At 68.3% G+C, this 12,646-nt stretch carries 12 protein-coding genes; 1 reads left to right on the top strand and 11 read right to left on the bottom strand.

All coding sequences use genetic code 11. The annotated features are described in order from the left end of the window. Positions 1-31: 31 nt before the first annotated feature. From AC099J_RS24765 to AC099J_RS24715, 11 genes are all read right to left on the bottom strand, one after another. Entirely contained in the window at positions 32-1,303 is a 1,272-nt protein-coding gene (locus AC099J_RS24765; protein WP_479617952.1) for an Hsp70 family protein, read from the bottom strand. A 4-nt stretch (positions 1,304-1,307) separates the two neighbouring features. After that, positions 1,308-1,892, bottom strand: a complete 585-nt coding sequence (locus AC099J_RS24760) for a mechanosensitive ion channel domain-containing protein (RefSeq protein WP_479617951.1) — start codon at positions 1,890-1,892, stop codon at positions 1,308-1,310. A gap of 4 nt (positions 1,893-1,896) precedes the next feature. Further along, positions 1,897-3,429, bottom strand: a complete 1,533-nt coding sequence (gene lysS / locus AC099J_RS24755) for a lysine--tRNA ligase (RefSeq protein WP_479617950.1) — start codon at positions 3,427-3,429, stop codon at positions 1,897-1,899. 167 nt (positions 3,430-3,596) lie between these two features. Beyond that, positions 3,597-4,157, bottom strand: coding sequence for a sugar transferase (locus AC099J_RS24750; protein WP_479617949.1), 561 nt, complete (start codon positions 4,155-4,157; stop codon positions 3,597-3,599). Continuing rightward, the gene (locus AC099J_RS24745) at positions 4,154-5,080 is read right to left on the bottom strand and encodes a UDP-glucose 4-epimerase family protein (protein ID WP_479617948.1); all 927 of its coding nucleotides are present in this window, start codon (positions 5,078-5,080) and stop codon (positions 4,154-4,156) included. Before AC099J_RS24745 ends, AC099J_RS24750 begins: the two co-directional genes overlap by 4 nt. Continuing rightward, positions 5,077-5,889 (bottom strand): glycosyltransferase family 2 protein, encoded by an 813-nt coding sequence (locus AC099J_RS24740; RefSeq protein ID WP_479617947.1) that lies wholly within the window; start codon positions 5,887-5,889, stop codon positions 5,077-5,079. The genes AC099J_RS24745 and AC099J_RS24740 overlap by 4 nt, the downstream gene beginning before the upstream one ends. After that, positions 5,886-7,001, bottom strand: coding sequence for a glycosyltransferase family 4 protein (locus AC099J_RS24735; protein WP_479617946.1), 1,116 nt, complete (start codon positions 6,999-7,001; stop codon positions 5,886-5,888). The genes AC099J_RS24740 and AC099J_RS24735 overlap by 4 nt, the downstream gene beginning before the upstream one ends. A 15-nt stretch (positions 7,002-7,016) precedes the next feature. Continuing rightward, positions 7,017-7,838 (bottom strand): glycosyltransferase family 2 protein, encoded by an 822-nt coding sequence (locus tag AC099J_RS24730; RefSeq protein WP_479617945.1) that lies wholly within the window; start codon positions 7,836-7,838, stop codon positions 7,017-7,019. Positions 7,839-7,861: 23 nt separating this feature from the next. Continuing rightward, positions 7,862-9,367, bottom strand: coding sequence for a lipopolysaccharide biosynthesis protein (locus AC099J_RS24725; RefSeq protein ID WP_479617944.1), 1,506 nt, complete (start codon positions 9,365-9,367; stop codon positions 7,862-7,864). Beyond that, positions 9,364-11,373 (bottom strand): polysaccharide biosynthesis protein, encoded by a 2,010-nt coding sequence (locus AC099J_RS24720; RefSeq protein WP_479618011.1) that lies wholly within the window; start codon positions 11,371-11,373, stop codon positions 9,364-9,366. Before AC099J_RS24720 ends, AC099J_RS24725 begins: the two co-directional genes overlap by 4 nt. Continuing rightward, on the bottom strand, positions 11,373-12,008 hold the full coding sequence (locus tag AC099J_RS24715; RefSeq protein ID WP_479617943.1) for an LON peptidase substrate-binding domain-containing protein: 636 nt from the start codon (positions 12,006-12,008) through the stop codon (positions 11,373-11,375). Before AC099J_RS24715 ends, AC099J_RS24720 begins: the two co-directional genes overlap by 1 nt. A gap of 63 nt (positions 12,009-12,071) precedes the next feature. Here AC099J_RS24715 and AC099J_RS24710 point away from each other — a divergent pair, with 63 nt between their 5' ends. After that, complete coding sequence (locus AC099J_RS24710) at positions 12,072-12,623, top strand: YggT family protein (RefSeq protein WP_479617942.1); 552 nt, start codon at positions 12,072-12,074, stop codon at positions 12,621-12,623. Positions 12,624-12,646: the final 23 nt, after the last annotated feature.

Genomic DNA, 12,646 nt, shown 5'->3' with positions numbered 1-12,646 from the left:
CCTGACCGCTGGCGCTTCTCCGGCCGAGCCCTCAGGCCCCATAGCGCGCCTGGGCCTCATAGGCCAGCCCGGCAGCTACGCCGCCGAACAGGTCGCCCTCGACCAGCGGCACACCGGCAAAGGCCTCGCGCAGCGCCTGCTGGAACGGCCGCAGCGCCGACGAGCCGCCCGTCAGATAGACCGCGTCCAGCGCCTGCGGCGCCAGGCCCGCAGCCCGCACGCAGTCCAGGGCGCAGGCCACGACGCGGCGCAGCGAATCGGCCAGCTCAACGGCCATCTGCTCGGGCGTCAGCGCGATGCGCAGCGTGGCTTCCACGAACGACAGGTCCAGCACGGTGGCCGCTTCCTGCACCGACACGTCGATCTTGCCTTGCTCGACCACCTGGGCGATGTGGTGGCCTTGGCCCTCGGCCAGCACCTGCATCAGCCGGTTGTGCAGACGCGTGTCGCTGTAGTTGACGCGCAGCTGGCGCGCCTCGCGCAGCGCCCGTGGGGTGGACAGCCAGTGGATCAGATGCCAGGACGACAGCTCGAAGAACACCGTGCTCGGCACTTCGCGCCCGTCCGGCCCGGTATGGCGCAGGCCAAGCGCCGGCATGGCGCGCGCCAGGCTCAGCCGCTGGTCGAAGTCCGTGCCGCCGATGTGCACGCCGCGCGTGGCCAACATGTCGCGCGTGCGGTCTTCGCCCGGCACATGGCCTGGCGCCAGCCGCACCACGCTGAAGTCCGAGGTGCCGCCACCGATGTCGGCCACCAGGACCACGGCTTCGCGGCTGATGCGGCGCTCGTAGTCGAAGGCTGCGGCGATCGGCTCGTACTGAAAGGCTACGTCGTCGAACCCGGCGGTGTCGGCCGCCTGCCGCAGGCTGTCCTCGGCGGCCTGGTCGCGCGCCGCGTCGTCGTCGACGAAGTGCACCGGCCGGCCCAGCACCACCTGGCGTGGCCGGATGCCCATCTGGTGTTCGGCCCGGCGGGCGACCTCGTCCAGGAACAAGGCCACCACGTCCTCCAGGCGCACGAGCTGGTCGCCGATGGACGTGGCGTCCCGCATCAGCGGGCTGCCCAGCACGCTCTTGAGCGAGCGCAGCAAGCGGCCTTCGACGCCGGCAAGGTACAGCGTCATCGCGTCACGTCCGAAGTGCGTGCTGCGGTCCTCGGTGTTGAAGAAAACCGCCGTCGGCAGGGTGGTGGCCGCGTCCTCCAGCGGCAGGGCCTGCGCCAGGCCACCGGCCGCCACCCAGGCTGCGGCCGAGTTGGACGTGCCGAAATCGATACCGAGCGCTGGCGCCTTCACGCGAGCCATCGCCTCATAGCTCCAGCGCCGAAGCGCCGGCTGTCTCGGGCGCGCGCCAACGCCGCACCACCTTCTGAAAGAACATGCTGTTGGGCACCTGCAGTAGCGCGCCCTGGTGCTCGGGCGTCACGTCTTCCAGCGTGGTGTAGACCAGGCGGATATCGACCACCCGGCCCTTGATGCCCGCCTCGTGCCCCACGTCGATGACCTCGACCACATCGTTCAGCCGGAATGGTCGCGTGCTGAAAATCAGCACCGCGCAGAACAGGTTGGACAGCACGCTCCACGCGGCAAAGAACGCCACCGCCGCCACCGTCACGAAGCCGGTGAAGCCCGTCCACAGCACGGTGGCCGAGACGCCCAGCCGCTCCATCGCCAGCAGCGCGGCGGCGCCATAGATGATCCAGCGCAGCGCATTGCGCACCGGGCGCACCAGGTCGGCTGGCAGCTGGTAGCGCTCGGCCGTGCGCTTGAGCACGCGGTGCACCAGCACCAACAGCAGCCAGGCCACGAGCAGGATGCCCAGGATCTGCAGGCCGGGCACGAGAACGTCGATCCACTCGTGCGCCCAGGCGGGCAGGTAGGCGCGCAGTCTCACGCGTTCAGCTTTCGCGGCGCAGTGCGGGGAACAGGATCACATCGCGGATGCTGGGCGCATCCGTCAGCAACATCATCAACCGGTCAATGCCGATGCCGCAGCCACCGGTGGGCGGCATGCCGTATTCGAGGGCGCGCACGAAATCATGGTCGTAGAACATGGCCTCGTCGTCGCCACTGTCCTTGGCGGCAACCTGGGCGTGGAAGCGGGCGGCCTGTTCTTCGGCGTCGTTCAACTCCGAGAACCCGTTACCGAACTCGCGGCCGGTGATGTAGAGCTCGAACCGCTCGGTCACCTCAGGCCGCTCGTCGTTGGCGCGCGCCAGCGGCGAGATCTCGGTCGGATGCTCCATGATGAAGGTGGGCTGCCAGAGCTTCTCTTCGACGGTCTCTTCGAAATACAGCACCTGCAAACTGGCCAGGCTGCGGGTGGACAGGCGATTTTTCTCCTCCGTCATGCCCAGCTTGCGCAGTGCGGCCACCAACCAGGCCGTGTCGTCCACGTTGTCGCCGGCATCCGTGTGGGCGAGGATGGCCTCGCGGATGGTCATCCGCGCGAAGGGCTGCGTCAGGTCCACCGCCTTGCCGCCGTAGCTCAGCTGCTGGCTGCCGGCCACCGTTTGCGCGGCATGGCGCACGAGCGATTCGGTGAAGTCCATCAGGTCGCGGTAGTTCCAGTAGGCCGCGTAGAACTCCATCATCGTGAACTCGGGGTTGTGCCGGACCGAGATGCCTTCGTTGCGGAAGTTGCGGTTGATCTCGAACACGCGGTCGAAGCCGCCGACGACTAGGCGCTTCAGGTACAGCTCAGGCGCGATGCGCAGGAACATCTCCTGGTCCAGCGCGTTGTGGTGCGTCTTGAACGGCTTGGCGTTGGCACCGCCGGGGATGGGGTGCAGCATCGGCGTCTCGACCTCGAGAAAACCGTGCTCGACCATGAAGTTGCGGATCGCCGACACACCCTGGCTGCGCGCGACGAAGCGCTTGCGCGCGTCGCCGTCGGTGATCAGGTCCACATAGCGCTGGCGGTACTTCTGTTCCTGGTCCGTCATGCCGTGGAACTTGTCGGGCAGCGGCCGCAGCGACTTGGTGAGCAGCCGCACGCTGGTGGCGCGCACCGACAGCTCACCCGTCTTGGTGCGGAACAAGGTGCCCTCGCAGCCGACGATGTCGCCCAGATCCCAATGCTTGAACGCGGCCAGCACCTCGGGGCCCACCGCGTCCTGCGTGATGTAGAGCTGAATCCGGCCCGTCGCGTCCTGCAGGGTGGCAAAGCAGGCCTTGCCCATGACGCGCTTGAGCATCATGCGGCCGGCCACGACGGCGCCGATGGCCTGCGCCTCCAGCTGTTCGTTGTCCACGCCGTCGTGCTGGCGGTGCAGGTCGGCGGACTTGTCGCCAGGCTTGAAGTCGTTGGGGAAAGCGACACCGCCACCCTGGCGCTGCTGCTCGCGCAGGGCCTTGAGCTTCTCGCGCCGCTCGGCGATCAGCTGGTTGTCGTCCGTGGGCGTGGCGGGGGTCGGGGTCTGGTCAGACATGGTGGGTGCGGCGGGCTGGGAGCGGAAAAGCGGGGCGCGGCGAGGGGGACCCTGCGCGCGGCGAACCGGGCATTTTAGGTGGGCGCGATGGCGCGTCCGGCCAGCGGCGTGACGGCGGCGTGACGGTGGCGTAGGAGCGGCGTGGGAGCGGCGTGAGAGCGACGGGTTCAATGCGCCACGCCGTCGCGAGCGATCACCTTGCGCGCCGTGCGCCACAGGATCAGCAGGTCCATCCCCAGGCTGCGGTGCTGCAGATAGTGGTGGTCGAGCGCGACCTTGGCGGGGATCGGCAGCTCGTCGCGGCCGTTGATCTGCGCCCAGCCGGTGAGCCCGGGCAGCAGGGCATCGACGCCCTGCGCGGTGCGCAGCGCGATCAGGTCGTGCTGGTTGAACAGGGCCGGGCGCGGGCCGACGAAGCTCATGTCGCCGATGAGGATGCTCCAGAGCTGCGGCAACTCGTCCAGGCTGCTTTGGCGCAGCAAGCTGCCGATGGGAGTGAGGTAGCGCTCGGGCTTGTCGAGCAGGTGCGTGGCGACGGCGGGGGTGTCGGTGCGCATGCTGCGGAACTTGGGCATGCGAAAGATGCGGTTGTGGCGCCCCACGCGGTCGGACCAGTAGAGCGCCGGGCCGGGGGAGGTGAGGCGCACGGCGAGGGCGATGGACAGCAGCGGCAGCGCCAGCAGGGGCAGCAGCGCCAGCGCCAGGGCGAGGTCGAGCAGGCGCTTCATGGGGCGATGCCTTGCGCGGCGCGGCGCAGGCCTTCGTCCACGCTGATCGGGGGCGTCCAGCCGAGCAGCGTGCGGGCTTTGGTGATGTCGACCTGCAGGTTGCCGCAGAGGCGCTGGGCGGCGGCCCCGCGGCCAGCCAGCGTGGCCGTGGCGGTCAACAGGGCGGTGGGCACCGGCAGTAGCCGGGCCGGGCGGCCCATGGCCTGGCCCAGGCGGCGCAGCAGCGCAGCGGTCGACAGGTCTTCCCCGTCGCTGACCAGAAAGGTCTGGCCGGCTGCGGCCGGATGCGTGAGGCAGAGCAGCAGGAAGTCCACCAGGTTGTCCAGCGCCACCAGGCTGCGCCGGTTGTCGATGGCGCCCAGGGGCAGAGGCCAGCCGCGCGCGACGGCGTGCATCAGCGCGGCAAAGTTGGCCTTGACGCCCGGGCCGTAGACCAGCGGCGGGCGGACGATGACAACCTCCATGCCGGTGCGCGCGCCGATGGCGACGAGGCCTTGTTCGGCCTCCCATTTGCTGATGGCGTAGGGGTCGGTGGGGGCTGGGTGCACGGCCTCCGTCCAGGGCTGGCCGGCGGGGCTGGACTCTCCATGCACTTTGACCGTGCTGGCGAACACGAAGCGGCGCACGCCCGCTGCGGCGGCTTGTTCCGCCAGGTGCAGCGTGCCAGTGGTGTTGACGGCGCGGTACGCGGCCAGCGGGTCGGCGGCGTCGTCGTGGAGGATGTGGGCGCGGGCGGCGAGGTGGAGGATGGCGTCCGCCTGCGCGAGCACGGGGCGCCAATCTGTCATCTCTTCGGCGCCGCCTGCACGCGTGGAAAGGCGGCGCTCACCGGCCGCGAGCAGGGCCAGCCGCGTATGGCCGTCGAGCTGCTTCGACACGGCAGTGCCCACAAAGCCACGGCCTCCCGTCAGCACGAGCTTCATGGCCGCAGATATTCCAGCAGCTTGGCGGGGTACTTGGACAGCAAGCGGCCCCAACTGGTCGCGATGCCGTTCTCCCGACAGGCGCGCAGCACTTCCTGGTTCAGCCGCAGCGTACTGCGCCAGCCTTGCGTGCTGATGCCTCCGGTCTGCATGTGGACCAGCACCTGAGCCATGTGGCGGTAGGCCAGCGGCCCGCGTGAGAAGGCCCTGGCGATCCACTCGTAGTCGCCTGCGATCCGGTAGTCGGTCTTGAACTCGCCGACCCGCTCGAAGACGCTGCGGCGGAAGAAGGCGGCCGGATGCGCAGGCATCCAGCCCCAGCCGATTCTGTCGGGGCGAAAGCGCGAGGAGTCGTAGCGACGCATCAGGCGTGCCGGCGCGTCGGCACGGAAGAAGGCGACATCGCCGAACAGGGCGTCCAGGGATTCGGGCTGCATGGCGGCGGCCACCTGCGTCAACACGTCGTCATGCGCATAGCGGTCGTCGGCATTCAGAAAACAGACGATCTCGCCTGTGGCCAGGCGCAGGCCCTTGTTCATGGCGTCGTAGATGCCGGCGTCGGGTTCGGAGACGAGTAGCGCCGCGCTCTGGCCATGGGCGCGTACGAGCGCAGCCGTTCCATCGGGTGACGCGCCATCGATGACGATGTGTTGCACGCCCTTCAGTGTCTGCCCCGCTACGGATTGCAGCGTCGCCAGGATGGTCGGCGCACTGTTGTAGGCGACGGTGATGACGCTGAATGCGGGGGCGTGATGTGACGCATCCGTTTGCCAGGCGCCCGAGGCTCGCGCAAACGGCTCTCCGCTCATGGACGATGCCCCGCCGTGGCCTGGTAGATCGCCAGCGTCTCTTCCGCACAGCGCGTCCAGGAAAACTGTGTGCAGCGTTGTCGTCCCTTGCGCACCAAATCCTGCCGTTCGGCGGCAGAGCCCAACAGGCGCTCCATCGTGGCAGCGATCGATTCCGAATCGTGCGGATCGAAATAGGCACCAGCGTCGCCAACCACCTCCGGGATCGCGCTGGTGCGGCTGCACGCCACGGGGCAGTCCATCGACATGGCCTCCAGGGGGGGAAGGCCGAAGCCCTCGTACAGCGAGGGGTACACGAACAGCGCGGCGCGGGCGTAGCGCTGCATCAGATCAGCATCCGACCCGCCGCGTTGCCGCACGTTTTCAGGCCGCAGTCCGCGCGCGATCTCCGCCTGCTCGGTGGCCGAGAAAGGCCCACCGCCGAAACACTCCAGCCCGAAGTTCTCTTGAAGCCAATGCGACGCTTGGTAGGCGACCAACAGGCGGCCGAAGTTCTTGTAGCCGTGCCGGCTACCCACGAAGAGGATGGTGGGCTCGGTGTTTGTCGTGCCGTGTTCATCTGCGGCGGAGCCGGTTGCAGGCCGCCATTGGTTGACGCCGAGGTGGGTGACGTAGACGCGCTGGGGGTCCAGCGCCGGGTAGTGCTCCAACAGATCCGCGCGCGTGTTCTGCGAGACGCAGATCAGTGCGTCCGCACGGCCGAGCGCGCGCCGCTTCCAGCGGCGGATGGGGTCCGTCGCCATGAAGCTGTTCGGGAAGCGCTCGTGGATCATGTCGTGCACCGTCAACACGGTCCGCGATCGCGCGGGCGGCAGCGTGAAGGGGTAGTAGTACGTGTGGTGCAGGATGTCCGCCGGGTCCCGGCGCTGCATCCACAGGCTGCCGAGCAGGCTGACGGCGCGACCGGCGGTGGTGGGTTCGGCGCCCGCCCTCGCGCCGCGCACCAGATGGGTGGGCGCCTGTTCCAAGTGTGCATTGCAATGGTGGGGTGCTAGGACCTGCACCTTGGCCAGGGCATGCTGGTCCAGCGCGGTGGCGAGGTTGGTGATGTAACGCGAGATGCCGCCGTACGCCTGGGCGCAGAAGATCTGGGAGTCGAACTGGACGCGCATGGGTGGGTGGGGGTGTTAGCGCCAGCGCACGAGAAATTGCACCACCACCGCCATCGCATTGAGCTTGAGCAGCACCAGAACCAGCCTGATTCTGCCGACGACGTGCATGGGCCGGCTGCACCGCCAAGTGAAGCGCGTCAGCCGCAGAAACGGAAACAACCACATCAGCGCGTGGGTGCGGTACAACTTGAAGATGTCCCGGCTGCGGCTGACGCCGCGGCTGCCGAGAACGGTCCACCCTTGCGGTATGCGCTGGAGCTTGCCTTTGCTGGCGAGGTGCAACACCACGGCCCAGTCCGAACCCAAGTAGTGCTGGTTGATCGCCGGGCAGTCAAGCAGCGCTGCGCGGCGTACGAGGCTGTAGAAGCGCCCGTTGGCATGCCAGGTGCGGAAGAACTGGCACAGCCGTTGGTCGAGCACCCCGTCCAGGCTGGCATCACCCATGCGGATGGCATCAAAATCCCCGTCCTCGAATCGCACCGGGCTGCCCGACGAGACGTAGTCCGGATGGGTTTGCAGGAACTGGAGGTTGTGGTGCAGGAAGTCGGCCGAGCGCTGGTCATCAGCCGCAGCCCACATGAAGTAGATGCCGCGTGAGTGGTCCAGCACATAGCGGAAGTTGGCGGCCGCGCCGATGTTGCTGGGCTGCCGGTGGTATTGGACGCGTGGATCGCGTGCTGCGAACTCCTGGCAGATCGAGGCGGTCGCGTCGGTGGAGGCGTTGTCGGAGATCAGCAGTTCGAAGTCCGTCACGCTTTGCGCCAGCAGCGATTGCAGCGCCATCCGCAGCGTTCTCTCGCCGTTGTAGACCGGCATGCCGATCGAAACGCGGACCACTATGACGGCTGCTGTCACTGCGTTCACCAGGACAGGTCACGCAGCCGTTCGCGGGTTTGGCTGCATGCAAGTGCGGCCGCGCAGAACGCCAATGCAACGGTCATCCCAAGCCACAGCATCTCCACCGGACGGTCCAGCTGGCCCGGGTGCAGACTGGCGCTACACAGCACGATGGCAGACGCGGCCAGCGTGGGCTGGGCCACATCCTTCAAGTACCAGCGGACTTGGTCGCCCACCAAGAGACGCTGGTGCATCCAGTAGGTGCCGGCGACCATGGTGGCCGCGTGCAGCACCATCCACAGCAGCGCCGCGCCCTCGGTGCCATGGTGTGGAACGACGAGGAGAAGCGCCGGCACGTAGGCGCAGGCTGCGGCGCTGTTGACACGCACGGCCAGACCGGGCCATCCATGGGCCAGTTGCAGCATGTGCGGCAAACCCATCAGCCCGTTGAGCAGGGTCCCCAGCGCCAGCAAAGACAGGGTTGGCGCCATCGCCCGTGCCAGTTGGGCGTCCTGCGTCCAGACTCGTAGCACCTCTTGCGGAAAGACGACCAGCACCAAGGCGAAGGGGGCGAGCACAGTGACGAGCACTTGAGCGCCCTGGTGATAGGTGGCGCGCAGCAGCGGCGCATCGTCCTGGGCGACCAGGCTGGCCAGACGCGGCGAATAAGTCTGTGTGATGGGGCCGACGAGCTGGTACAGCGCGTTGGATGCCAGCACCGCCACGGAATAGCCGCCGAACGCTTCCAGGCTCAGTTGATTTGAAAGCACGAGCTTGTCGAGCTGCGTCAGCACCAGTGCGAGCAGCGCCGTAGCCAGCAGGCCACCCGAGAAGCGAGCGATTTCCGCCAGCGGTCGCAGCGACCAACCCGTGGGAGCCGTAGACGGTGGTAGCAGACGGTAGAGCATGGCGGCATACAGTGCAGCTGCCAGCAACGATGTCAGTCCCTGCCACAGGAAGAATCCGACGACGCCTGCCTGCAGTCCGGCCAAAACGGCTGCAGCGCCGGCCCAACGCCAGGTCGCGACGAACGCGCCGACGGCATTCAGTGCGGCATGCCGTTGGCTGCCCACGATGGCACCCCGGTACATGCCTTCCAGCATCCGCAGGCCGACGACCGCTCCCATGAGCCCGATCGCCTGTGTTGCCTCGTCAGCCGACACGGCACGCGCATCGACCCAGTGCTGGGCCAACCAGCCTGATTGCCAATAGATGACCGCGCCGAACAGGACAGCGCAGAGACCGCACACCAGCTCGCAGCTTCGCAGCAGTGCCCGCAACCCGTGCTGGGGGTTCTGCCCTGCGCCCGAACGTGCCACGGCCCGGCTGAGGGTTTGGCCGATGCACAGGTCCACGAGCGAGAGCCAGGCCTGCAACAGCGCGAAGAAGCCGACGAGGCCATAGCCTTCCATACCGAGGTGCTTCAGGTAGACCGGAACGAATGCCAGCGCCATCCATGCCGCCCACGCCTGGCCGAGCACATTGGCCCGCAGGTTGCCGGAAAGGACACGGCTCGCCGGGCGCATCATGTTGCAACGCCTGGTCTGGACCCGCACGGTGGCCCGGTTTCTGATCCCTGGTGACTACGCGTGCCGGGTTCAAGGCGAAATTCCGGTACGAGCCTTTGGAGCAGGGCCAGCATAGAGGGATCGTGCCCGGCTTGCGCTGCATCCACCAGCGCCTGCAGCGGCCCCTGCAACTCAGACCACCCCAAAAACTCCTCCTGCGCCCGCAAGATCCGCGGGTGCTCCGTCGCCTCGGGATGATCCCCGATCAACAGCTCCTCATACAGCTTCTCCCCCGGCCGCAGCCCCGTGACGGTGACTTCGATGTCCCCACCTGGATGCTCCGCATCCCGCACCGACAGCCCCGCCAGCTTCACCATCCGCAGCGCCAGGTCATAAATCTTCACCGGCTGCCCCATCTCCAGCACAAACACATCCCCTCCGCGCGCCATGGCGCCCGCCTGCAGCACCAGCTGCGCCGCTTCCGTGACGGTCATGAAATAGCGCGTCACTTCGGCGTGCGTCACCGTCAACGGGCCGCCTTCCAGCAGCTGCCGCCGGAACAGCGGCACCACGCTGCCGCTGGAGCCCAGCACATTGCCGAAGCGCACCATCGAGAACTGCGTCCGGTGGCCGGGCGCGACGGCCGCAGCGCCGGCTTGCGCTGTGTCGAACGGCGACTGCGGCTCGGCCGCCAGCGCCTGCAGGATCAGCTCGGCCACGCGCTTGCTGGCGCCCATCACGTTGGTGGGCCGCACCGCCTTGTCGGTGGAGACCAGCACGAAATGCTCCACGCCATGCGCCATCGCCGCGCGCGCCATGTTCAGCGTGCCCAGCACGTTGTTGAGCACGCCCTCGGCGGCGTTGTCTTCCACCAGCGGCACGTGCTTGTAGGCGGCTGCGTGGTAGACGGTGGCGGGGCGCCAGCGGGCGCACACCGCCGCCACGCGCTCCGCATTCACCACGCTGCCCAGCACCGGCACCAGCTCGATGTGCCAGCCCTGCGCGATGCACAGGCCACGCAGTTCCTCATGGATGCTGTACAGCGCGAATTCGCTGTGGTCCAGCAGCAGCAGGCGCTCGGGCTGGACGCGGACGATCTGGCGACACAGCTCGCTGCCGATGCTGCCGCCGGCGCCGGTCACCAGCACCGTGCGGCCGGCCAGGTTGCGCGCCAGCAGCTCGGGCCGGGGCGGCACCGGCTCGCGGCCCAGCAGGTCTTCGATGTCCAGCTCGCGGATGTCCTGCACCGTCACGCGGCCGCTGGCCAGGTCCGACAGGCCGGGCAGGGTGCGCACGCGCACGGCCAGCGGCTGCAGCCGGTGCAGGATCTGGTTGCGCCGCTCGCGCGTGGCGCTGGGCAGCGCCAGCAGGATGTCGGTGATGCGCTGGCGCGCCACCAGGCCAGTGAGTTCCTGCGGCGCGTGCACGCGCGTGCCATTGATCGTGCGCCCGACCTTGCCGGGGTCGTCGTCGACGAAGCCGACCAGCGCATAGGGCTGGCGTGCGCTGGTCAGCGCGGCGGCCATCTGCGCGCCCGCCATGCCGGCGCCGTAGATCAGCAGCCGCGCCGAGCCACGTGGCCCGCGCCGGGCCAGGCTGTCGAGCCAGTTGCGCGCGATGGCGCGGCTTGCCACCGTCAGCAGCAGAAAGATCAGCGGCTGCAGGATGCCCAGGCTGCGCGGCACGACGGACAGGCCGGCGCGCTGCATCAGCGCCAGCGCGATGAGCAGCATCAGGCCATAGAGCGCGGTGGCGCGCGCCAGGGTCAGCAGGGCCTCCAGCCCGGTGTAGCGAAAGATGGCGTCGTACAAGCCGAAGCGGATGAACACCGGGACCGAAAGCAGGGGGCCGACGGCATAGACAGCCCACTGCGCATTGCTCGGCCAGTGCAGCGCGTCGAGTCGCAGCGTGAAGGCCATCCACATGGCCGCCAGCGACAGGCCCACGTCCATGCCGACCACGACCACGCGCTTGACGGCGCGCGGCCAGCCCAGCACGGCGTTGGCGGATGACTGCAGCGCGAGCATCACGCGGCCGGGCCTGGGGCGTCCTGCTGGCGGGCCAGCAGGTCGACCACGAGTTCCAGCCGCACCAGCGGGTTGTCCAGCTCCATCAGTTGCTGTTTCGTCGCCACCGGCAGCGGCAGTAGTTCGCACCAGCGGTTGGCCAGCCAGCCGCAGTCCTGCAGCTGCAAAGGCAGCGCCATCGGCCAATCGGCCTCGGCCAGACCCTGGGCACGCAGACTCTGCAGCCACTCGTCCAGCAAGCGCGCCGCTGCCTGCAGGTCGTCGGGTACCGGCACCGCCATGTCGGGCGGCAGCAGGTCCACGTCAGCGGTCCACAGGCCATGCTTGAGTTGGCGGCGTTCGGTGATGCGAAAGCGCTCGGCGCCCTGGCACTGGATCGTCATCAACCCGGGCTGCGTGGCCTCGAACTGCACGATGCGCGCCAGCGTGCCGACGGCGTGGAAGCTCTCCGCCGCCGCGCCGGCACGCTGCACTTCGCTGCCCTCCTGCAGCGCCACCACGCCGAATGGTGTGCCGTTGCGGTGGCATTGGCCGACCATGTCCAGATAGCGCACCTCGAAAATGCGCAGCGGCAGCAGCCCGCCGGGAAACAGCACGGTGCCGAGAGGGAACAGGGGCAGCGACGGGACGGGCACAGCGTGAATTCGTTCGGTTGTCGGACAGCCGCTATCATCCCATGCCCTTTTTGTCACGACCTGATGCTCTACCAAATCGCCGTTTTTTTGCTCGAAGTCGTGACCGGCCTGCTGGGCAGCGCCTGCCTGCTGCGGCTGTACATGCAGCACCAGCGCATTCCCTTCGGCAACCCCATCGGCAGCCTGGTTTTCGCCCTGACCGACTGGCTGGTGGTGCCGATGCGGCGCGTGGTGCCACCGGTCGGCCGCTGGGACATGGCCAGCCTGCTTGCGGCTTTTTTGCTCAAGCTGCTGCAGTACCTGCTGCTGTGGGCCATGACGGGCGGCGCGCTGGCGCTCGTGCCGGTGATGGCGCTGTTCGGCTTGCTGGGGCTGGTGATCCACGGGCTGACCGGGCTGCTGATCGTCTATGCCGTGCTGTCGTGGGTGCAAACCCGCTCGCCGATGGCCGATGTGATCGATCGGCTGGTGGCGCCGCCGCTGCGGCCGCTGCGCCGCGTGGTGCCGATGGTGGGGGGGATGGACCTCACGCCGCTGGTGCTGCTGGTGCTGCTGCAGGTGGCCGCCATCGTGTTGCGGCACGCACTGGGCGCCACGTTGGGCGCGCTGATCTGAAGAACAGCGCTGACTGGGCCGCT

Source organism: Rhodoferax sp. RT4P68 (assembly GCF_056521305.1).
The sequence above is the reverse complement of the archived record's forward strand: the minus strand, read 5'-3'. Positions and strand labels throughout refer to the sequence as shown.